At 66.4% G+C, this 20466-nt stretch carries 29 protein-coding genes; 23 read left to right on the forward strand and 6 right to left on the reverse strand.

Annotated elements, in window-relative coordinates:
• Positions 1 to 29: 29 nt before the first annotated feature.
• Positions 30 to 1007, reverse strand: a complete 978-nt coding sequence (locus ACYSM9_RS07195) for a S1C family serine protease (RefSeq protein ID WP_461856293.1) — start codon at positions 1005 to 1007, stop codon at positions 30 to 32.
• Between the two features lie 168 nt (positions 1008 to 1175).
• Between ACYSM9_RS07195 and ACYSM9_RS07200 the strand changes: the two genes are divergently transcribed.
• From ACYSM9_RS07200 to ACYSM9_RS07210, 3 genes are all read left to right on the forward strand, one after another.
• Positions 1176 to 1640, forward strand: a complete 465-nt coding sequence (locus ACYSM9_RS07200; RefSeq protein ID WP_461856294.1) for a pyridoxamine 5'-phosphate oxidase family protein — start codon at positions 1176 to 1178, stop codon at positions 1638 to 1640.
• A gap of 75 nt (positions 1641 to 1715) precedes the next feature.
• Entirely contained in the window at positions 1716 to 2186 is a 471-nt protein-coding gene (locus ACYSM9_RS07205) for a pyridoxamine 5'-phosphate oxidase family protein (protein WP_461856295.1), read from the forward strand.
• Positions 2187 to 2203: 17 nt separating this feature from the next.
• Positions 2204 to 3223, forward strand: coding sequence for a zinc-dependent alcohol dehydrogenase family protein (locus tag ACYSM9_RS07210; protein WP_461856296.1), 1020 nt, complete (start codon positions 2204 to 2206; stop codon positions 3221 to 3223).
• A gap of 37 nt (positions 3224 to 3260) precedes the next feature.
• On the opposite strand, the gene ACYSM9_RS07215 is transcribed toward ACYSM9_RS07210, so the two are convergent.
• From ACYSM9_RS07215 to ACYSM9_RS07235, 5 genes are all read right to left on the reverse strand, one after another.
• Positions 3261 to 4286 (reverse strand): ATP-dependent 6-phosphofructokinase, encoded by a 1026-nt coding sequence (locus ACYSM9_RS07215; protein ID WP_461856297.1) that lies wholly within the window; start codon positions 4284 to 4286, stop codon positions 3261 to 3263.
• Positions 4283 to 7459, reverse strand: coding sequence for an HAD-IA family hydrolase (locus tag ACYSM9_RS07220; protein ID WP_461856298.1), 3177 nt, complete (start codon positions 7457 to 7459; stop codon positions 4283 to 4285). The genes ACYSM9_RS07215 and ACYSM9_RS07220 overlap by 4 nt, the downstream gene beginning before the upstream one ends.
• Before the next feature lie 82 nt (positions 7460 to 7541).
• Positions 7542 to 8000: a pyridoxamine 5'-phosphate oxidase family protein gene (locus tag ACYSM9_RS07225; protein WP_461856299.1), complete on the reverse strand. Its 459-nt coding sequence runs from the start codon at positions 7998 to 8000 to the stop codon at positions 7542 to 7544.
• A gap of 353 nt (positions 8001 to 8353) precedes the next feature.
• Positions 8354 to 8584 (reverse strand): helix-turn-helix domain-containing protein, encoded by a 231-nt coding sequence (locus ACYSM9_RS07230; RefSeq protein WP_461856300.1) that lies wholly within the window; start codon positions 8582 to 8584, stop codon positions 8354 to 8356.
• Positions 8585 to 9014: 430 nt separating this feature from the next.
• Positions 9015 to 9269, reverse strand: coding sequence for a helix-turn-helix domain-containing protein (locus tag ACYSM9_RS07235; RefSeq protein WP_461856301.1), 255 nt, complete (start codon positions 9267 to 9269; stop codon positions 9015 to 9017).
• Positions 9270 to 9438: 169 nt separating this feature from the next.
• On the opposite strand from ACYSM9_RS07235, the gene ACYSM9_RS07240 reads away from it, so the two are divergent.
• The 20 genes from ACYSM9_RS07240 (at position 9439) to ACYSM9_RS07335 (ending at position 20293) form a co-directional block, all read left to right on the forward strand.
• Complete coding sequence (locus ACYSM9_RS07240; protein ID WP_461856302.1) at positions 9439 to 9684, forward strand: helix-turn-helix domain-containing protein; 246 nt, start codon at positions 9439 to 9441, stop codon at positions 9682 to 9684.
• A 3-nt stretch (positions 9685 to 9687) separates the two neighbouring features.
• The gene (locus ACYSM9_RS07245) at positions 9688 to 9909 is read left to right on the forward strand and encodes a hypothetical protein (protein WP_461856303.1); all 222 of its coding nucleotides are present in this window, start codon (positions 9688 to 9690) and stop codon (positions 9907 to 9909) included.
• Between the two features lie 68 nt (positions 9910 to 9977).
• Positions 9978 to 10247, forward strand: coding sequence for a hypothetical protein (locus ACYSM9_RS07250; RefSeq protein WP_461856304.1), 270 nt, complete (start codon positions 9978 to 9980; stop codon positions 10245 to 10247).
• Complete coding sequence (locus tag ACYSM9_RS07255) at positions 10244 to 10513, forward strand: hypothetical protein (RefSeq protein WP_461856305.1); 270 nt, start codon at positions 10244 to 10246, stop codon at positions 10511 to 10513. The genes ACYSM9_RS07250 and ACYSM9_RS07255 overlap by 4 nt, the downstream gene beginning before the upstream one ends.
• A complete protein-coding gene (locus ACYSM9_RS07260) occupies positions 10510 to 10641 on the forward strand; it encodes a hypothetical protein (RefSeq protein ID WP_461856306.1) in 132 nt (43 codons plus the stop codon). Before ACYSM9_RS07255 ends, ACYSM9_RS07260 begins: the two co-directional genes overlap by 4 nt.
• Positions 10638 to 11036, forward strand: a complete 399-nt coding sequence (locus ACYSM9_RS07265; RefSeq protein ID WP_461856307.1) for a hypothetical protein — start codon at positions 10638 to 10640, stop codon at positions 11034 to 11036. Before ACYSM9_RS07260 ends, ACYSM9_RS07265 begins: the two co-directional genes overlap by 4 nt.
• Positions 11033 to 11260, forward strand: a complete 228-nt coding sequence (locus tag ACYSM9_RS07270) for a hypothetical protein (RefSeq protein ID WP_461856308.1) — start codon at positions 11033 to 11035, stop codon at positions 11258 to 11260. Before ACYSM9_RS07265 ends, ACYSM9_RS07270 begins: the two co-directional genes overlap by 4 nt.
• Complete coding sequence (locus ACYSM9_RS07275) at positions 11257 to 12060, forward strand: hypothetical protein (protein ID WP_461856309.1); 804 nt, start codon at positions 11257 to 11259, stop codon at positions 12058 to 12060. Before ACYSM9_RS07270 ends, ACYSM9_RS07275 begins: the two co-directional genes overlap by 4 nt.
• A 26-nt stretch (positions 12061 to 12086) precedes the next feature.
• Complete coding sequence (locus ACYSM9_RS07280) at positions 12087 to 12887, forward strand: hypothetical protein (RefSeq protein WP_461856310.1); 801 nt, start codon at positions 12087 to 12089, stop codon at positions 12885 to 12887.
• 195 nt (positions 12888 to 13082) lie between these two features.
• Positions 13083 to 13526 (forward strand): hypothetical protein, encoded by a 444-nt coding sequence (locus ACYSM9_RS07285; protein ID WP_461856311.1) that lies wholly within the window; start codon positions 13083 to 13085, stop codon positions 13524 to 13526.
• 3 nt (positions 13527 to 13529) lie between these two features.
• Complete coding sequence (locus ACYSM9_RS07290) at positions 13530 to 13925, forward strand: hypothetical protein (RefSeq protein WP_461856312.1); 396 nt, start codon at positions 13530 to 13532, stop codon at positions 13923 to 13925.
• Between the two features lie 184 nt (positions 13926 to 14109).
• A complete protein-coding gene (locus tag ACYSM9_RS07295) occupies positions 14110 to 14736 on the forward strand; it encodes a hypothetical protein (RefSeq protein WP_461856313.1) in 627 nt (208 codons plus the stop codon).
• Positions 14733 to 15017 (forward strand): hypothetical protein, encoded by a 285-nt coding sequence (locus ACYSM9_RS07300; RefSeq protein WP_461856314.1) that lies wholly within the window; start codon positions 14733 to 14735, stop codon positions 15015 to 15017. Before ACYSM9_RS07295 ends, ACYSM9_RS07300 begins: the two co-directional genes overlap by 4 nt.
• The gene (locus tag ACYSM9_RS07305; protein ID WP_461856315.1) at positions 15014 to 15145 is read left to right on the forward strand and encodes a hypothetical protein; all 132 of its coding nucleotides are present in this window, start codon (positions 15014 to 15016) and stop codon (positions 15143 to 15145) included. The genes ACYSM9_RS07300 and ACYSM9_RS07305 overlap by 4 nt, the downstream gene beginning before the upstream one ends.
• Positions 15142 to 15345, forward strand: a complete 204-nt coding sequence (locus tag ACYSM9_RS07310; RefSeq protein ID WP_461856316.1) for a hypothetical protein — start codon at positions 15142 to 15144, stop codon at positions 15343 to 15345. The genes ACYSM9_RS07305 and ACYSM9_RS07310 overlap by 4 nt, the downstream gene beginning before the upstream one ends.
• A gap of 232 nt (positions 15346 to 15577) precedes the next feature.
• Complete coding sequence (locus ACYSM9_RS07315) at positions 15578 to 18076, forward strand: phage/plasmid primase, P4 family (protein WP_461856317.1); 2499 nt, start codon at positions 15578 to 15580, stop codon at positions 18074 to 18076.
• Positions 18077 to 18307: 231 nt separating this feature from the next.
• A complete protein-coding gene (locus ACYSM9_RS07320; RefSeq protein ID WP_461856318.1) occupies positions 18308 to 18745 on the forward strand; it encodes a hypothetical protein in 438 nt (145 codons plus the stop codon).
• Between the two features lie 263 nt (positions 18746 to 19008).
• The gene (locus ACYSM9_RS07325) at positions 19009 to 19398 is read left to right on the forward strand and encodes a hypothetical protein (protein WP_461856319.1); all 390 of its coding nucleotides are present in this window, start codon (positions 19009 to 19011) and stop codon (positions 19396 to 19398) included.
• On the forward strand, positions 19395 to 19592 hold the full coding sequence (locus tag ACYSM9_RS07330; protein WP_461856320.1) for a hypothetical protein: 198 nt from the start codon (positions 19395 to 19397) through the stop codon (positions 19590 to 19592). The genes ACYSM9_RS07325 and ACYSM9_RS07330 overlap by 4 nt, the downstream gene beginning before the upstream one ends.
• Entirely contained in the window at positions 19589 to 20293 is a 705-nt protein-coding gene (locus ACYSM9_RS07335; protein ID WP_461856321.1) for a hypothetical protein, read from the forward strand. Before ACYSM9_RS07330 ends, ACYSM9_RS07335 begins: the two co-directional genes overlap by 4 nt.
• Positions 20294 to 20466: the final 173 nt, after the last annotated feature.

Consider the following 20466-nt stretch of genomic DNA (forward strand, 5'->3'; position numbering starts at 1 on the left):
CGCCGCGTGGTGTTCCGCGCCCCCTGCGCTCATCCCCCGTTGCCGGTCATTTCCTCCGGAACCGCGGTCAAGTGGATCTCTGCACCGTCGCGCAGGATGGCGATATCGAGCGGGCGTCCGATGGCATCGGCGAACAGCAGCCGCTGCAGGCTCTCGGCGTTGCTGACGGACTGGCCTCCGGCTGCCAGCAGGATATCCCCCGGGGACAGGCCCGCCTTGCCGGCCGGCGAACCGGGCAGCACTTCCACCACCCGCAGGCCTTCCCGGTGTCCGGTGCGCACCACGGCGCTGGCATTGAGCTGCATGGGCGTGCTGACCAGGCCCAGGTAGGCCCGGCGGACCCTGCCATCGGACAGCAACGCCGAGATGATCCTGCGGGTGGTGGCATTGATCGGGATGGCCAGTCCCAGCCCGGCACCGGCCACGGCCGTGTTGATGCCTACGATCCTGGCATGGGTGTCCGCCAGCGCTCCGCCGGAGTTCCCCGGGTTCAACGCAGCGTCCGTCTGGATCACGTCTTCAATGACGCGCCGGTTGCCGCCTGACCAGACGGGAATGGCGCGGCCCAGCCCGCTCACCACGCCCGCGGTCACGGACCCGGCCAGGCCGAGCGGGTTTCCGACGGCGACCACCAGCTGGCCGACACGCAGGGTCTCCGCCGCGCCGAATTCGGCCGGCGCAACCTTGGGCCGCGAGCCGTGGACCACCGCGAGATCCGACAAGGGGTCGGCGCCCACGAGCTCAAGTTCCATCCTGCTGCCGTCGGCAAAGACCGCGTGCCCCTCCCTGGTTCCTGCCACAACGTGGGAGTTCGTGAGCAGGTAGCCGTCCTCGGTGAAGAGCACCGCCGAACCGGCTCCCACCCGCATCCGGCCGTTGCGCCGGCCCGCGGTCATTTCGATGGCTGCCACGTGCGGCGTCACGGCCGCAGCGACCCGCATTACCGTCTGCGAGTACGCGTCGAGGACTTCATCATTTCCGGGGATGGGTTCCCGCGCCTGCTCCATGGCGCACCTCCAGCTTTCTGCCGCTCCCGGAGCCGGGCTTCCTGCCCGGACCGGGTCCTTAAGCAAAAGAACGCCGGAAGCGGGCGGACAAGTCCCGATGCCGCTACGCCATGGGTGAACGCCGAAGGTCCGGTGCGCGCCGGTTGCCCAGCCCCTAGGATCGGTAGCATGAGTGATTCCCACACCGGGCCGCCGACGGAAGTCCTGGACGCCGAACAATGCTGGCGGTACCTTCAGTCCTCCTACGTCGGTCGGCTGGCGGTCATCAACGGCAGCGTGCCGGAGATCTTCCCCGTGAATTTCATGGTTGCCGGCCGGATGCTGCTGTTCCGCACGGCCCCGGGCACCAAGCTGCGTGCGCTGCTCACCGGGGCGGTGGCCGCCTTTGAGGTTGACGGGCTCAATCCCTACGCCACGGAGGCCTGGAGCGTGGTGGCCAAGGGCAGGCCGGAGCCCTTTGATGAAACCCGGATGCAGCTTCCGGCCTCCGACGCCGACCGCGAACCCTGGGCGCCAGGGAACAAGGAACACCTCGTCACCATCACCCCCACCGAGATCAGCGGCCGAAGGTTCGCGGTAAAGCCACGCACCAGGTGGTGGCCGCCGGTCGATTTCTCCGCTGACTGGCTGTAACCATCACGGCCCGGATGCAAGGGCCGGGCCTTTATGCCCTTCCTGCCCGGATGCGGTCCGCCTACGCTGTGGCCTATGAGCGACACGAACAACATTCCCGAGCCAGAGATCCTCGATCCCGAAGAGTGCTGGACGCTCCTCTCCCAAACCGGAGTGGGGCGGCTGGCTGTCATGGTGGACGGCCATCCCGACGTGTTTCCGGTGAACTACAAGGTTGACGGGCAGAGCCTGGTTTTCCGGACGGGCGGCGGCACCAAGGAACAGGCCATCCGGTCTGATGCGACCGTGGCTCTGGAGGCAGACGCCGTCAGCTCGGAGTTTGGCCTTGCCTGGAGCGTCGTGGTCAAGGGCAAAGCCGCCGAAACAACGCCCACCGGCCCCGACCTGGACACCATCCGCCGAGCGATGTTTCCGTGGCAGGGCGTGGGGCAGGAGCACTTCATCCGGATCGTTCCGGAGTCCATCACCGGGAGGCGCTTCACCATGAATGCCCCCCTGCTGTGGCGCTCATCCCTGGATGATGCCACCCGCGCAGGCTTCGAATAACCCACGCGGGTGGCGGCGTGCTTGCCTGGTGGGTAGGCGAACCCGGCCCGGTAGCCGGCCGTCCACTGGTGCGGGGGCAGCGCGGCACTCCGGAACCGGGTCCCCGCGAGCTGCTGGTGGAAGTGAGTGTCTGCGGTATCTGCCGCACCGACCTGCATCTGGCGGAAGGGGACCTGGCACCGCATCACCCGCACGTGGTACCCGGACATGAAGCGGTAGGCGTCGTCATCGGCATGGGGGCGGACTGCAGCCGTTTCCGTCCCGGTGACAGGGTGGGCGTGGCCTGGCTCGGCGGAGTCTGCGGCCGGTGCGAATACTGCCGCCGCGGCGATGAGAACCTCTGTTCCCTGCCGGTCTTCACCGGCTGGGACCGGGACGGCGGCTACGCCGAGCAGCTCACGGTCCTGGAGGATTTCGCCTACCCGGTGCCCCCGTCCTTCACAGATGAGCAAGCCGCCCCGTTGCTGTGCTCAGGCATCATCGGCTACCGCGCCCTGAAGCGCGCCGCATTGCCGGCGGGCGGGCGGCTGGGTGTCTACGGCTTTGGCAGTTCGGCGCACATCACCGCGCAGCTGGCGATCCACCAAGGCGCTTCGGTCTTTGTCATGACCCGCTCCGAGAAGGCACGTTCGCTGGCCCGGGCACTGGGCGCAACGTACGTCGGCGACGCCTACGACGTTCCGCCGGCCCCGCTGGACTCGGCCATCCTGTTCGCTCCGGCAGGTGACCTTGTGCCGGTTGCCTTGCGCGCCCTCGACCGGGGCGGCACGTTGGCCATCGCCGGGATCCACCTCAGTGCCATCCCGGCGCTGGACTACGCCTCCGAGCTCTTCTTCGAACGCCAGGTGCGGAGCGTGACGGCCAATACGCGGGCCGACGGGCACGAATTCCTGGAACTCGCCGCGCGGATTCCCGTTTCCCTGACCACCACCGTTTACCCTTTCGACGCCGCGGACACGGCGCTGGAGGACCTGGCAGCGGACCGGATCACCGGATCGGCGGTGCTGCGGGTCCGTCCGGCCCAGCAACCCCGGTAACACCGGGACCGCTGAACCAGCCCACCCGACGGGCTTCTCACCCAAAAAGGACGGCGGCTTCCTGGTACCGGGACTCCGGCACCGTCTTCAAGGCTCCGAGCGCCTCTTCCAGCCCGACGTTGACGATGTCGGTGCCGCGGAGTGCCACCATGGTGCCCCACTTGCCCGCTGCTGCTGCTTCGACAGCGGCCAGGCCCAGCCTGGTGGCGAGGACCCGGTCGAAGGCAGTGGGCTCACCGCCGCGCTGGATATGGCCCAGGATGGTGGCCCGCGTTTCGATCCCCGTCCGTTTCTGCAGCTCCTCCTCCAGGAAGAGGCCAATGCCGCCGAGGCGTGGCCTGCCGAAGGTATCGAGCCCGCGCGGTGCGTAGGGTGCGTCGTGGCCCACGGGTGCGAACGCTTCAGCCACCACTACCATCGGTGCCCGTCCGCGGTCACGCGCCGACAATACCCAGCCGCAGACCTGGTCCAGGGAGACGGGATGTTCCGGGATCAGGATGGCGTGCGCCCCGGAAGCCATGCCGGCGTGCAGCGCTATCCAGCCGGCGTTCCGGCCCATGACCTCGGCGATCATGCACCGGTGGTGCGACTCCCCGGTGGTCCGCAGCCGGTCGATGGCCTCCGTGGCGGTTTGCACCGCCGAGTCGAAGCCGAAGGTGTAGTCCGTGGCGCCCAGGTCGTTATCGATGGTCTTGGGAACCCCCACGACGTTGATGCCCTGGTTGTTCAGCTCCCGGGCGGCTGCGAGGGTCCCTTCACCGCCGATGGCAATCAGGCCCTCGAGCTGGTTGCGGCGGAGGCCCGCACGGACCGCGCCGGCCCCGTCCCCGGCCAGGGGGTTGGTCCGCGACGTCCCCAGGATGGTGCCGCCAAGGCGTGAGATGCCGCGGACGGCGGTCCTGGGCAGGGGGACGACGTCCTGCTCCAGGACGCCCCGCCATCCGTCGAGGAAACCCACGAACCCGTATCCGTGCGCCACTGCTCCGCCCAGGACGGCGCCGCGGATCACCGCGTTCACGCCCGGGCAGTCGCCTCCGCTGGTCAGGATTCCCAGCTGCCTCATGACGCCGCCGCCCCCGGCGCCCGGGCGTTCAGCGCGACGTGCCGGGCCTGGCCCGGGGGCAGGACCAGGCTGCTGCCGTGCACGCGCACAGTGATGGGGCCGGCGTTGCCCGGCGCAGACGCAATGCTCACACGCCCCTCCGTCAGATGGATCTTCAGCCTGTGTCCCCGGTACAGGACTTCAAATCCGACGGCGCGCAGACCGGTGGGCAGGTTGGGTGCGAACAGGATCGTGTCCCCGCTGAAGCGCAGGCCCGCGAAGCTGCGCTGCACCACGTCGATGGTGCCGGCCATTGCGCCCAGATGGATCCCCGCCCGTGTGGTGCCGTGCTGGGTGTCGTCGAGGTCGGCGTCGAGCGCTTCGCGGAAGCTGTCCCACGCCCGGTCGGCGTCCAGCGCGGCGAGGACGGAAGCGTGCGCAACCCGGCTCAGGGTGGAACCGTGCGCCGTGCGCGCCAGGTAGTACTCGATGGTCCGGTTGAGCTGTTCCTGCGAGAACGCGTAACCGAGCCGCTGCATGATGCCGACCAGGCCTTCGTGGCCCAGCAGGTAGGGAAGCATCAGGACATCGGCCTGTTTGGCGAGCTTATAGCTGTTGGTCCCGTCCCCCTCGGCTTCCAGGATCAGGTCCAGCCGTTCAATGCTGTCGTAGGTATTGCGGTAGCGTTCCCAATCGAGTTCCCGCAGCTGCTCGTAGCCGTCGAACTGGCTGATGACCCCGTCGGCATGGATGGGGACGTACATCCTGGCGCCCATGCGGTCCCACCCGACCACCTCTGCTTCGGTCACGCCCAGCCGCTCCATGAGCCCGGCACGCTCGCTTCCGTTGAAGAAGGACATGATGCCTGACGCCTGGTCACATGCCCAGGCGGACATGACGTTCGTGTAGGCGTTGTCGTCCAGGCCAGGCGTGTCGCTGCCTGGATAGCCTGTGTGGTATTCGTCCGGTCCCACAACGCCGCGCACGTGGTACCGGTCGGCCTGGGGATCGTATTCTGCGAGGGAAACGAAGAACCGGGCCACGTCGATCACCAGTTCAGCACCTTTTTGCAGGAGCCAGATCTTGTCTCCGGTGGCCTGGAAGTACTGCCAGGCGTTGAAGGCAACTGCCAGGCCGGAGTGCACCTGGAGGTGCGAGTGGTCCTTCACCCAACGTCCGGACCGCTCGTTATACAGCCATTTCGGTGTTTCCTCGGTGCCGTCGCTGCCGCTTTGCCAGGGAAACATGGCTCCGGCATGCCCCCGTTGCGCGGCGGCGTAGCGGGCCGCGGGGAGCCTGCGCCACCGGTACTCGATCAGCGAGCGGGCGACGCCGGGGGTCCGGGAAGTCAGCAACGGCAGCACGAACAGTTCATCCCAGAAGACGTGGCCGCGGTAGCCCTCGCCGTGAAGGCCGCGGGCTGTGACCCCGGCGTCAAGTTCAGCCGTGTGGCGCGTCAGGGTCTGCAGGAGGTGGAAGATGTGCAGGTTCAGCACCAGGCGTACCTGGACCGGTGCGTCGATGTCCACCAGGAAGGGTTCCAGTTCCCGCCGCCATGCCTCGTGGTGGGCGGAAAGGAGGTTGTCGAAGTCGTCCCCCGTGCGGGCCAGGACAGCCCGCGACGCTGATTCCGGGGACGAGATGGCACGGTCGCGCGACGTCACGACAGCTACCGTCTTGGTGATCCGCACCGGCGCCCCGTCGGTGAGCGGAATCCTGAAGGACTGGAAATGGAGCGCCTTCTTCCTCCCGCCCTCCCCGGGGCCCGGTTCCGTGGAAATACAGGTGCGTGATGCCGCCGCGATGCGGATCAGGCTTTGGGTGGTTTCCGCCTCGACGACGAACGTGGCATCATGTCCGTGCCCCGGACCGTCGGGGGTCCTGTCAGCCAGATGGACGTCCGAGCCCCGCGCCCGCTCGGGCAGGTTCGCGTTGCGGACACCGGCATTGATGCCGCTGCGGACCTCAAGGGTGCCGCTCCAGCCGCGGGCTGTGACGGTGGTTTCCAAGGCCAGCAGGTGTGCTTCGGCCATGGACACAAATCTGGTCTGCACCACTTCCATGCGCCGCCGGTCCGCGCTTTCCAGCAGCAGGCGCCGCTCCAGGACGGCCTTCTTCAGGTCGAGGACGCGCCGCTCCCGCACCGCAGTCAGGCCACCCTCGGACCACCATGGCTGGCCGGCCAGACGCACATCCAGGGACAGGCAGTCCGGGGCGTTGACCATGTGTTCTTCCATCAGGATCTCGCCGGCCGCCTGCACCGTGACCCGGTTGTAGACGCCGGCCAGGTACATTCCCGCGTAGCTGAACGAACCCCCTTCCGGGGCGGCTCCCCTGACGGCCATGTAGCCGTTGCCCAGCGTCGTCAGCGCTTCCCGGTGGCCTTCGTGCCCGGCATCGAACCCTTCATAGACGAGGTGCCAGGCATTGCCGATGACCAGCCCGAGGTCGAGCTCGCCCACATCGTTCAGTACGGTCCCGGCCCCGGCGGCCTCCAACTGGCGGCGGCTGCCGCTGCGGTCGATTCCAACGACGAGGCCGAAGCCCCCGCGCCGTCCGGCCTCGACACCGGCGGCGGAGTCCTCGATCACCACGGTGTGCGCCGGTGGCACACCCAGCCGTGACGCTGCCGCGAGGAACACATCCGGTGCCGGTTTGCCCTGCAAACCCAGCCCGGCCGCCGTCGTACCGTCCACCACGTCCGTGAAGAGCTGCGTGACTCCCGCGGCGTCCAGGACACGTCCGGCGTTCCGGCTCGACGTCACCACCGCTGTGGGGACGCCTGCCGCTGACAGCCGCTCGAGCAGCCGCAGCGTCCCCGGGTAGGTCTGGACGCCGTCCTGCTTCAGGTGCTTGAGGAAGAGCTCGTTCTTCAGGGCGCCCAGGCCAAACCCGGTCCATGCCCCGGGTTCATCCTGCTCCGAGCCCCGTTCCACCTGCACTCCCCTGGCAGCGAGGAAATTCACCACCCCTTGCTCGCGCGGCAGACCATCGATGAAGGTGAGGTAGTCGTCCCTGGTGAGCGGTGCGCGGTTGGCGCCGGCCGGTACCCGCGGGTCCTGCAGGATCCGGTCGAAGGCATCCTTCCATGCGGCCTGGTGGACCAGCGCAGTGTTGGTGACCACTCCGTCCAGGTCGAAAATCACGGCATCGAATGGCGGCCTGGCGGCAACTGCGGTGGGCGACCCGATCATAGGTCAGTGCTACCAGCACGGCAGGGGTTTTGGACAGGGCCGTAGGGCCTGCCCGCCTTGCCGCCGTCCGGCACCCTGTCCTTTAAGGGCCTGCCTGCCGTACGTGGTTCCACCACGTCAGCGGCGACGTCACCGTGAAGCGCCGTCCCGTAACGGAGGTGGGGACAACGCGCACGAAGTAGTCCTTGTCTCCCGCCTGCCAGGGAAAAAGGGTGAGGCCGACGCCGGCCAGGAGCTGCTCTGTTGGTTCCAGGATGGTGGCCTTGCCTTTGATGAGGACGCTCCAGGCTTTATGGGTGGCGTCGTCCAGGCCGTCCGCCTCAAGCGCGACGGCCAGCGGGCCGGCCGCGGCGCGAAGCTTTGTTCCTTCGCCCGTGCGCAAGACCACGGATTCGTGATCCACCTTGTAGTTGACCGGGAAGACCTCGGGGTACCCGTCGACGAGCACTGCGAGGTGGCCCACCGGGACGCCGCGGAGGAGGTCCCAGCACGCCGGGGCATCGAGTACTTCGGTGGGCGTTTGCGGCGGATCGTTGTGCATGGCGTCGAAGCTACAGCAGTCCGAAGGGGCATTTCCAGGGCACTTAGGCCTGCAGGGCGCGCGGCAAAGAAAAACACCCCGGTCCAAAGACCGGGGTGTTACCGATGACTCGACTCATCCGTGAAGGATGTCCCGACTCACCACAAATGTGGAGATGGGGGGAATTGAAAACCCCTACAGGCCATTTTTTCGGGCCTGTTCTTTCTGTAATCCCCGGAATCATGCGGAAGTTGCACGACCCATAGCGGACCTGTGCGGTCCCTTGTTGGCCGCGCCAACAATTTCGGGGGCATGAAAAAGGCCCCTAGACCTTATCGTCAGGGGCCCCTATGTCAGGGAAATTTGATGGCCGGTCAGAGCTTCGGGACGTCGATCCGCAGCGCCCGGCAGATCGCCTCCACGTCATTGAGCGTGAACGGGACTTCGTCGCGGAGCCGCTTGCCTAGGTAGGTCCGGGACAGGCCCGACTCCTTCGCCAGCGCCTGGGTGGTGACCCGGGCGTCCTCCATAACCTCCCGTACGTGCGCGGAAAAGGCGCGCGCGAGAGGGCCGGGGGCCGGCTGTTTACCTGAGGGCATGCTCATGATGCTATCCGTCCGTAGGCTGCGAACGTGCTGAACGGCGCGGCACCGACCCATATGGGACGGTGACCCATATGGGTCACTACTGCCGCGATTCAAACCTACTCGGCCCATGAGCCGCTGACTAGTAGCTACCCGAGAGTAGTGACCCATATGGGTCATAATTGGACCAGGGGGAAGTTCACGCAGCCGGCCTCGCCCCCATGTTGTCGCCATCATGCTTTATGGTGTCGTCATTAGAATATCTATTCGAATAACTGGGGATACACACATGCACTTTCAGCGCGTCATTCAGCTCGCCTCCGCTACGCCAACCGCCACGCTTTGTGATGCGTGGCAGCTGGCTCCCGAGGACGTGGACGCCAGGAAAAATGCAGGGACCCCGCTCACGATTCGTGAAGCGGGGTCCCTGGCGGAGCTGCATGGACTGAAGCTAGAGGACGTCCTTCGCCTTTAGCCGGCGCTCTGCGCGCTGGGCCAGCTCGATCATCGACAGGCCCAGCGCCTGGGCGATCTCAGCGAATACGGGAAGCGGGATGTCGCGGCCGCCGGCCAGGTAGCGCGAGAGCGTGCTGCCGACTATTCCCGTGGCCTTGGACAGGTCCGCTTGCTTCCAGTCCTTGGCTGCCATCTCGGCTTTGATCTGTGTGGCGATGGCCGCCTGGATATCCGATCCATAATTTCCCATAACGGCAACTTTATGTGCCGTTTGGGCACTTAACAAGTCAGTATGGGAAATCCTGCGCCAATCTTGCACGTTTGTACCCGAATGACAACGCATCCGACTACGTACCTGTACTCGCATTTCCCATCCCGAACTACTTGCATCCTTCCCATATGGGATGTAACTTGTTCACATGGCAACGAACTACACCGCTGTTACTACAGCGACAAACCGGAACATCCTGCTGGGGATCCTTTCTAAAGGAACTTCCAAAAACGCCACAGCCACCAAGGCCGGCATCCCGATCAGCACCTTCAACCGCAAGATCAACAACACCGGAGACTTCACACTCAGTGAACTCGGCAAGATAGCCGAAGCGTTGGATCTCCAGCTGGCCGACATCCTCCCCGCCGAACTCATCGCCCGGGACGCGGCCTGAACAATGACCACCCAAGTATTCCGAACCCCGGAGCAGGTGGCCCCCGAACTCGGGATGAAACCCACAGAACTTCGCCGGTACGTCCGGGCCTCCGGGATCTGCACCCGACTCAGCAAGAACCGCATCATGCTCCACGACGACGACATCGCCAAGCTCGTCGCCTGGGTCCGCGACCGGAACAAAGCGGACGCCGCCCAGGAAGAACAGCCAGACCCCTTCAAATAAAAAATCCCCCGCCTAGCAGCAACTAGGCGAGGGACCGAGATAAAACCAACCTCACCCAGGAGTTTACCTTGATCAGCAACGCACTGGCCAGCAGCCCGCCTGTCATGTCCATCACCGAGCTGCGCGAGATCGGCAGGGAAGCGCTGGAGGCTTTCCGCGCCGACACCAGCAGCACGAAGCAGGGCCGGCACGCCGAGACCGGCACCCCCTACATGGAGACCTGGGCCGAACGGTACTGGCGCTCGCAGGAAGCCATCGAACGCAACCGCCTCCGCAAGGGCTTCGCGAAGCACCGGGCGCACCGCGACCCGCTCCCCGGAAAGAAGGCCCGCAAGTGATCACCGCATTCTGGGAAGTCCCCGGCTTCTTCCAGGCCGCCGGCGCCCTCGTCCTCTTCGCCGCAGCAGCAGCCCTGGCCATCACCTACGGGCCCGGCGAGGAACCACAGCCCGAACCCGGGCCGGACCTCCCCACCATGGAGGCCGACACCATCTACGCCTGGGAACTCACCCTCGCCGAGTGGAACGTCCTCAGCCCCGAAGGCCGGGCCTTCTACCGGGACAACATCACCAAGGCCCCACGGTTCGCCGAGATCCTCCGGTGAACGCCTTCCAGGCCGAATGGGACCGCGTCGCCGCCGCGCAGCAGGCAGCCGAGACGGCCCTGGTCAACCTCAGCAAAACCATCGAAGCCCGCATCACCACGAACCAGAACAGGACCATCACCGCATGAGCACCGAGAACGTCATCGAAGTCAACATCCTCCCCGAGATCCCCGCGGGCACGGTCGAAGAACAGGTCACCTGGATTGCCTCGTTGATCGCCGGCCACGAAGCTGACATGGCGGCGCTGGCAGCGGAGGCCAAGAAGCATGCCGCGGAGATCGACTCTCTCAAGGCCAAGGTCCGCCAGCTCCTTCCCGTCGGCACGCACACCTTCGGGAACATCAAGGTCACCATCAGCAACCCGGCCCGGTCCTTCGACTCCAAGGCATTCATGGCCTCGTATCCGGTCGAGATGAACCCCGCCCTGTACAAGGCCGTTATCGACACCGCGGCGCTGCCGCCGAAGCTGAAGGACCAGTTCATGGCGGCCGGCACCGGCGACCCGAAGGTCACCGTCAAGTGAGCGCGGCCGAAGCGAAAGACAAGCAGCAGGACAGCCGCGTCCTGGGCGCGGTGCGCGTGGCCATGTGGGTCGTGCTCCCTCTGGTCGCCTTCGTCATCCAGCTGCGGCAGGCCAACCGGCAGCCCGGGTGGGCCGGTTACATGCGGTTCATGGCGGCCTGGCAGATCCTCGGCCTGGGTCACCGCCTTTACGAGCTGTGGGCAGCTGGCAGGAGCAAGGCATGACCCTCGTTAATTCCGAAGGGGTGCGGCACAAGCACTCCTACTACCTCGACGCCGAGCACGACCTGAAGGACCGGGCCAAGGGCATCGCCGACCAGGCGTTCGACATCATGATCGAGGCCATGGTCAACCAGCCCCGCTCCCTGCAGAAGCGCATCGGCCCGTCCGAGATGGGCATCGAATGCAACCGCCGGATCCTCCACAAGCTCGCCCGCATCCCCGAACCGGACCGCGGGCCCGCATGGAAACCCCAGGTCGGCACAGCCCTGCACGACCAGCAGGAACGCTGGTTCACCAAGGCCGCCGCCGCAGGCTCGTCCGAGGAGAACCGGTGGCTGTGCGAACAGTCCGTCGTAGTCGGGCAGATCGGCGGCGAGGACCACACCGGATCCACCGACCTCTTCGACGCCTGGGGCCACGCCGTCGGCGACTGGAAGTTCGTCGGCCCGTCCCGGCTGAAGCACTACCGGTCCAAAGGCCCGTCCGCGCAGTACCGCACCCAGGCGCACCTCTACGGGCGCGGCTGGGCCATGGAGGGCTGGCCCGTGGACCTCGTCATGATCTTCTTCATCCCCCGCGACGGCGAACTCACCGACTCCTACGTCTGGTCCGAGCCGTACAACGAGAACATCGCGCTGAACGCCCTGGCGCGCATGAACCAGCTCGACGGCCTCCTGCAGGCCATCGGGCTTGAACAGGCACTCAGCCTGTACCCAGCATGCGACGACCGGTTTTGCCCGTGGTGCGCCCCGGCAAACAAAGTCGCCGAAGCACAACAGTCGAACGCATTCGCTCGGCGCTAACACCCATCAAGTAACAGGAGAACAGCATGGACACCTCAGTATTCAAGAAGCGCAGCAGCGGCAAGTTCGCCAAGTTCGCTACCCCCGGCGCGACCGTGGCCGGCACGATCACCGAGATCAGCGACCAGAAGCAGGCCACCAAGTGGAACCCGGACCCCAAGGCCCCCAGGGAACTGGACTTCTGGCCCTCCGGCGACCCCGTCATGGAGGTCTGGATCACCGTGCAGACGCAGGACCGGGACCCGCAGGACCCCGAGGACACCGGCCAACGGACCATCGTGGTCACGGTGAACCAGAAGGCCGGCGGCCCGCTGGCGGCCATCATCGACGCGTGCGAGCAGGCTGGTGTGGAGTCGCCACTGCCGGGCGGGTTCCTCGCCCTGACCTTCACCCAGTTCGACCCGGAGTCGAAGAACCCGCAGAACCCCCGCAAGCTGTACGCGGCGAAGTACCAGGCCCCGGCCCCGGGCGGCGGCGCGTTCCAGGCACAGGCCCAGCAGGCGCCGGCCGTACAGCAGCCGGCGGCGCAGCAGTACAACGAGTGGAACCCTGCGCCCCCTGCCCAGCAGCAGGCAGCGCCGCCGTCGTGGGCTCAGGCCCCCGCGCAGCAGCAGGCACAGGCCTACCAGCCGCCGGTGCAGGTCAACACCACCACCGGTGAGATCGCCGCCCAGCAGGCCCCGGCCCCGGCTGCCGCGCCGCAGCAGGGCGGCGTGGACGCGGTCCAGATCCAGGCGCTGATCGCCCAGGGCATGGACGACGCCACGATCCAGCAGACGACCGGTGCCCCCGCCGCGGCGGTCGCTGCTATCCGCGCTATCAGCTAGCGCACCCCTGACTGCCGCGCCCTCGTCACCTGGCCTTTTGCGCCTGGGGGACGCGGCAGCACCTGGGACTGGTAGGCAACCCACCGCTGAAACCAATTTCCCCCTGCGGAAGTAGGCACCGGGGCCCGGTTCGAATCCGGGCAGTCCCCCGCGAAAGCAAAACCAAACCTCACCGACCGAAAGGAAGCCACAGCAATGGCCCTTCCACTCCCCGGCAACCCGCACCACCGGGACGCCAACTACGCCGAAGTCGAAGCAGAAGCGTTCGTCGTCGCGCAGGCCAGCCTGGCGCTCGCTTACGAGCAGCGCACCGCCAACCTCATCGCGCTCATGCAACCCGTCGTCATGCCCGATGGCAAAGGGGTAGGCCTGACCATCGAAAAGTGCGCGGAGATCCAGCAGGAGGTGCTGCAGCGCGTTGGGCTCGCGGCCATCCCGGCGCCTGCTCCTCGGCCAAAGACTGTCACCATCTCGGCGCCCACACTCCCTACCAAGGCAGAGGGCAGCAAGGAATACGAGTACCTGCTGAGGGCCGCCGACAAACTCCGGCACGGCTACGAGGCCGGCGGTTCCGGAGTCCGCAACATGATCGCCGACATCCTCGATGAAACCGCGCAAGCACTGATCGACCAGGAGTAACCAATGACCACCGAAACCACCACCCCCGCACCCGTCCAGGGAGCAACCTGCACCGTCGGCACCGGCAAGACCCGCTGGGAAATCATCCGCGTCCAGGCAGACGGCACCCTCCACCTGTCCAAGGTCGGCGGCGACGGCTACACCAACCGCTGGGCCACTGCCGACGAAGCCCGCAACATCGAAGCCCAGGCCGTCAAGCACACCCTGGGCGCCGTCCTCGAAGCACGCGCCGAAGCCGCCGCCGCGGCCGCCACCCTCGCCGACCAGATCAAGCGGCACGCCAAGCCCACCCAGCTGGTCAAGCTCCAGTCCGACGTCGTCGTCAAATCCAACCGGTACATCCGCATCTACGCCGGCCACCTCTCCGAGATCCAGTTCCAGACGGGTATCCCGGCATGACTGCAGCAGTGAAGGTGAAGCTCTGCGGAGCAACCGGCAACCCATCAGACACCGGACACCTATGCATCTGCACCAGCGCGAGCTGGCACCTTGCAGCCGGACTCAAGTTCCACGGCTGCAGCTGCGGCGACTCATGGAAAGACGCTGCCAGCAAAGACGAAAAGACACCAGAAGGGAAAGCAGCATGAGCACGTTCGTCAAGAAGTTCCCGCGGGCCAAGGTCAGCCGGCACGCCACCCTCGACGGATGGGTGATCGACCTCATCCAGCGCGAAACCGCCAAGCCCAAGCGCGTCGCCGCGACCTACGCCAGCATCGCCTGGGCACACCGCGCCGCCCACGTAAAGCTCGGCATCCCCGTGCCGGCCACCACACCCGCCGCCCCGGCACCGGTCCGTGCTGTCCCCGCCGAGGTCCTGCCACCCAAGCCTGCACCGAAGCCTCGCGCCACGAAAGACTACGGCATCTGCAAGCCGTGCGGGCGGCCCATGCGCCCGGCCGGTTCCAAGGCAGCAGACTACCCAGGAACCACGCTCCGGCAGCGCGACGACCTCTGCCAGTCCTGCTGCCAGACGCAGAAGCGGGAACATGAGACCAAGAAGAAGCACGCCAATGGCGAGACCGTCGTCGAGGATGTTGAGTTCCTGGCAGGTACCGGGGCTGGCCGGGATGAGATCTCGGAACGCATCGGTTTGCCGTGGGAGACAATCGCCCGCGCCCTGTATCGGCGTGGACGACACGACCTTATCGCCAAAGTTCCGCCCGCCGATCCTGATAAGGCAGAAGCCGTCCGGAAGGCGCTGGCCGCATGAGCATCGAGATCAGCACCGGGAACCTCCGCCGCTACCTGACCGGCTGCCCCTGCGGCCGGGCCTTCGAAACCGACGCGCCCCTGGCCGAGGTCCCCGAGCACGAGCACAACCACCAGCTCGTGATCGACCCGCAGTACGCGACGCCGGCCAAGCACACCTGCACCGGCTGCACCTGGACCGTCGAGACCTACACGCCCCTGGACCAGCCAGCCACGCAGGAAGCGATCCGCAAGGCCTTCGACAAACACCTGCTCATCCTCGCGGCGGGGGCGGCGGCATGACCGACGATACGGACCCGCACCCGGTCCTCACCGCGAAGATCGCCGCACTCCGTAGCAGCGACCCGGCCCTGTACACCGCGATCACCGAACGCGACCCCATCACCGACCAGCCAATCGAGGCAGCATGAGCCGTTCAGTACGCGACCCCGACTACAGGCGCCCGCTCCCCGCGACCGTCCAGATCCGCACCGACGACGAGGCCATAGACCGGGCCGCCGCCGCCCTGGCCAAACCCGAATGGTGGACCATCCTCCCCGAATGGGTCAAAGACCAATACCGCGAACAAGCCCGCGCCGTCATCACCGCCCTCACCGGACCCATCCCATGATGACCGTCCGCACCGCCACCCGACCCATCAACCTCCCCGAAGCCAACGACCCCAAGGAGCCCTCGATGACGAGGTTCTACTGCTACCAATGCGGCCACCACCACGGCGAACCAGACGACCAGTGGCCGCCCTGCGGAGCCGTCAAATACTCCGACCCCGGCCCAGGCATCCGCAAATGCGGATGCACCCACCAAGAAACACCACCCACAGCTACCTGAAGGACACAAGCAGCATGATGACGACCCTGGACGCAGCCCTCGAATTCGAAGCTGCCGGGCTGAGCGTGGTCCCCGTCATGACCGACGGGACGAAACGCCCATCGGGGCAGTGGAAGGAATACCAGACCATCCGGGCCAGCCGCACCAAGCTCGCCGAATGGTTCGGCACCGGCAACCTCGGCGTCGGCATCATCACCGGCACCATCAGCGGCAACATCGAGATGGCCGAAGTCGAGGGCCGGGGCGCGGACCGGCTCCCCGAAATCGCCCAGCTCGCCGCCGACTCCGGCATGGGCGACCTCTGGGCGAGGCTGTGCTCCGGCTGGCTCGAACAGTCCCCCTCCGGCGGCTGGCACTGGTTCTACAAGATCGACTACCCCGAAGGGTACAAGTTCCCCGGCAACACCAAACTCGCCAAAGCCGCGAACAAAGAAACCCTCGCCGAGACCCGCTCCCAGGGCGGATTCGTCGTCGTCGCACCCTCCGCCGGGCCCGTCCACCCCACCGGCAAAGGATGGGTTCGCGTCGCCGGCGGCCCCGCCACCATCCCCACCATCACCCCCGACGAACGCGAAGCCTTCCACTCCCTCCTCGCCACCCTCAACGAATACACCCCCGAAACCACCCAGCAAGCCTTCAACGTCACCACCGAGCGCGACCCCCTCGAGGGCATCACCCCCGGCGACGACTACGAAAACAAGACCGACTGGGCCGACATCCTCACCGGCTGGACCCTCGTCTACGCGCACGGCCGCACCCGGTACTGGCGCCGCCCAGGGAAGAACCTCGGCCTGTCCGCGACCACCGGCAACGCCGAAGACCGCGACCGGCTCTACGTCTTCACCAGCTCGACCGAGTTCGAGCAGGAAACCCCGTACACGAAGTTCGGCGCCTACGCGGTCCTGCACCACGGCGGGGACCACGCAGCCGCCGCCTCCGCCCTCCGGAAGGCAGGGCACGGCGCCGAACCCAAACGGCCCGTCACCGAACTACCAGCCGCCTGGTCCCAAGCCACCGGCACCAGCAGCGCGCCGCGGCAGCTGCACTCCGTACCACCCGCAACGCCGGCCACCGAAACGGCCGGGACGTCAGCGCTCGCCGTCGTGCACCAGCTCGACGACCACCGCGACGCCGACGGGACCCTGCTCCGCTCCGAGGACGGCAACGCCGCGGCCCTCATCGACCAGTACGGCGACGTGCTCCGCTTCAACCCCGAACGCGGCCGGTGGCTCGCCTGGGACGGGCACCGCTGGCAGTGGCAGGACAAGGACGGCGGCCGCGCCCGCGAGTACGCCAAACGCATCGGCCGGGCCCTGCCCGAAACCGACACCCAGGCGCTGAACCACAAACGCAAAACCCTGTCCGCCCTGGGCACGTCCAACATGCTCGCCATGGCCCAGACCGACCCCCACGTCCGGGTACCCATCGACGCCCTCGACGCCAACGGCTGGGAACTCAACACCCCCAACGGGATCATCGACCTCCGCACCGGCGTCCTCCTCCCACCAGACCCCACCCACCTGCACACCCGCATGACCTCCTGCGCCCCCGACTTCGACGCCGACACCTCCATGTGGGAACGGTTCCTCGCCGACACCTTCCCCGGCAACCCCGAACTCACCTCCTACATGCAACGCCTCGTCGGCTACTCCTCCATCGGCCACGTCCGCGAACACATCCTCCCGTTCGCGTTCGGGTCCGGCGGCAACGGCAAAGGCGTGTTCCTCGAAACCGTCCGCGCCGTCCTCGGCGACTACGCCACAGCCGCCGGCAACGGCTTCCTCATGGCCTCCTCCTACGCCCAACACACCCAGGAAATCGCCCGGCTCAGTGGGGCCCGCATGGTCCTCTGCTCCGAAGTCAACGAAACCGACCGGTTCGACGAAGCCAAGGTCAAACTCCTCACCGGCGGCGACACCCTCACCGCCCGGTTCATGAGGCAGGACGACTTCACCTTCACCCCCACCCACCACCTCTGGCTGGCCGGGAACTTCCGGCCCGCGGTCGAATCCGGCGGGGACGGCTTCTGGCGCCGCTTCAGATCCATCCCCTTCCTCCACACCGTCCCGCCCGAGAAACGCGTCGAGGACCTCCAAGGGATCCTCGCCAGGGACCACGGCCCGGCCGTCCTGGCATGGATCGCGAGGGGCGCGGCCGACTACGCCCAAGGCGGTCTGCGGGAGCCAGAGGACGTCAAGGAAGCCACCAAGGAGTACGCCGCCAGCGTCGACACCGTCGGCAGGTTCCTCGACGAGGAATGCATCATCGGCCCCGACGCCGACCACATGCGCGTCAAGATCGCCGACCTCCGCACCGCCTACGACAAGTGGTGCGGCGCCAACGGCGAGAAAGCCGTCCAGGGACGCGCCTTCCCCACACAGCTCTCACGACACGGCATCAAGGCAGGCCGCGACGCACCCAAGATCAACGGCATCCGCTACTACGCCGGCGTCGGTCTGCGCGCCGTCGAGGACTCCCGCGACGACCACGGAGGCGACCGTGGCGGCTGGTAACAACACGCACACCTGCATGCCCATTTGGGCTGCCCGCACCCGGTCAGGGTCACAACTTCACCAAACCATGAAAAGTTGTGACCCTGCCAAAAACCCCGGAAACTCAACGATTTTCCCCCGTTTAGGGTCACAAGGGTCACAACTTTTGAATTATCAAATATTCGTGCGCGCACACGCACACGCGGTGGAACCAAACGAATGTTGTGACCCTTGTGTCCAGAGGCCCCGGCCATGACCCAACCAGCACTCTTCAAAGCCCCGAAAAAGGCCCCCAAAAAGCCAGGGCAGGACGACTGGCTCAAGCAGCTGCTGGAGACCAAAACAGGTGGTTTCCGAGCCGCCCGATGGCAACGCTGCCCCACCTGCGACCAGATCACCCTCCACGGCATGGACGCCGACATCGCGGCCGGCATGGCCACCGTCGACCCCACCCCACTGTCCCCGCTCCAAGAGCTCGCCTGCTTCATCGTCGGACGCGACACCTACGTCCTCAAACCCCGCGAGAAAGGCTACGAGCTCTCCGACCGAAGCGGCGCCTACCTCTACGGACCAAGACCACCCGACCACGGATCCAAGACCATCGTCCCCGCCCACCAATGCGGAGCCCGCTTCCCAGGCTTCATCCCACGACCAAACAACCAGGAGACCACCAATGAACCAGACTTCTGAACAGCTCGACCAAGCCCCCGTGGAATGGTCAGTTTGGCCGCCGCCGCTGGCCAGCAGGGCGGACCGCCGGGCCTGTGCGAAGCGTCATCATGAGCGGATGATCAAGGCCGGCTATTGCGCTCTCTGTGGGACGAAGGTGGCCAAATGAACCCGGACTGCCGAGACGGCAAACACGCCTCCTGCTCCGGAGACGGATGGGACTGGCGCCACGACGAACCAATGCCCTGCCCCTGTACCTGCCACGACGCAAAGGAGACCACGAAGTGACCCGCACCAGGGCCAGCGCCAAGAAAGCCGGATCCAGCTTCGAACGCCTCATCGCCGACTACCTCGCCACCCACATCGACGACCGCATCGATCGCCGCGTGAAGAACGGCACCAAAGACCGCGGCGACATCGCCGGCCTCCGCCACATGGGCCACCGAGTCGTCATCGAATGCAAGAACACCGCCAAGATCGCCCTCGGCGGCTGGGCCAACGAAGCCGAGACCGAGCGCGGGAACGACGACGCCCTCGCCGGCATCATCGTCCACAAACGCGTCGGCAAAGGCCGGCCCGAAGACCAATGGGTCACCCTCACCCTCGGCGAACTCGTCGCCCTCCTCACCGGCACCCGCGACCACTACGAAACCACCAAGGAGCAAGCAGCATGAGCGCCGACGTCACAGAGCTGATTCCCACTGTTCCCAAGATCAGGGTCAAGCCCCAAAAGGGCTTAGGTGCCTACGGGTTCGTCTACGCCAATGGCGAGATTGTTGGCCGCGGCTACGTCTACTACTGGGGTCGGAACAAGAACTACGTCCCCCACAAGAAGCCACTCATTCGCAACGGAAGGAAGCCCAGATGATCACCGTTGAAGAGAACCTGGACTGGATCTACGCCCGCTGGTCCGACCTCCGCGCCGCACTCCAACGCGGCACCGCCCGCCCCTGGCGCGAACCCACCCTCACCCCCGAACAACGCGGCCGCCTGGACGCCGAGGCCCGCCTCGAGAAGCTGGAGCGCGGCGCCTTCACCCTCGGTGAATCACCCGCACCCATCCACCTCGACACCCTCGACAAGACCGTCGAACTCACCACCTCCATGGCCAAGCTCGCCCGCCGCGTCGCCACCGACCGCAAGCACCAGGCACTGCTCATCCGCACCGCCACCCACAAGTACGACGACCCGCTCCTGCTCATCAACTACATCCGCCAGCACCTCGACGACACGGACCCGGACATAGTCATGGACATCGACGAGGAGGCCAGCCGCATCAGGGCCAGCCTCGCCCACCACTTCAGCGAAGTAGTAGACGGCCAGCACCTCAAAGCAGACTGCCCCTGGTGCGACCAGCGAAGCCTGCACGTCCGCACCATCGGACCCGAAGACAACCCCCACCCCGTCATCCGCTGCGAATCAGGCATCTGCGAACCAGACCAGGAAGGCTGCGGAGCCTGGCACCGGTCCATGCCCGTCTGGCCACAGCACGAATGGGAATGGCTCGCCGCCAGCATCCGAGCAGCAGACGAACGACGCGCCAACCAGCAGCTCGCCGAAGCAAGCTGACCGGCCCGCGTGTCGTCCACCAAAGTTATCCACAGGTGGTACGCTGGAAGCACGTCGAGCCTTGCCAAAAACAGGGACGCCGGGACTCCTGCCCGGACCGACGACAACTGAATAGACATTCACTGAAGCCCACGCCAAACCCCCATATGGCGTGGGCTTCAGTGTTTGCCAGA

The sequence above is a fragment of the Arthrobacter sp. C152 genome (assembly GCF_054890965.1).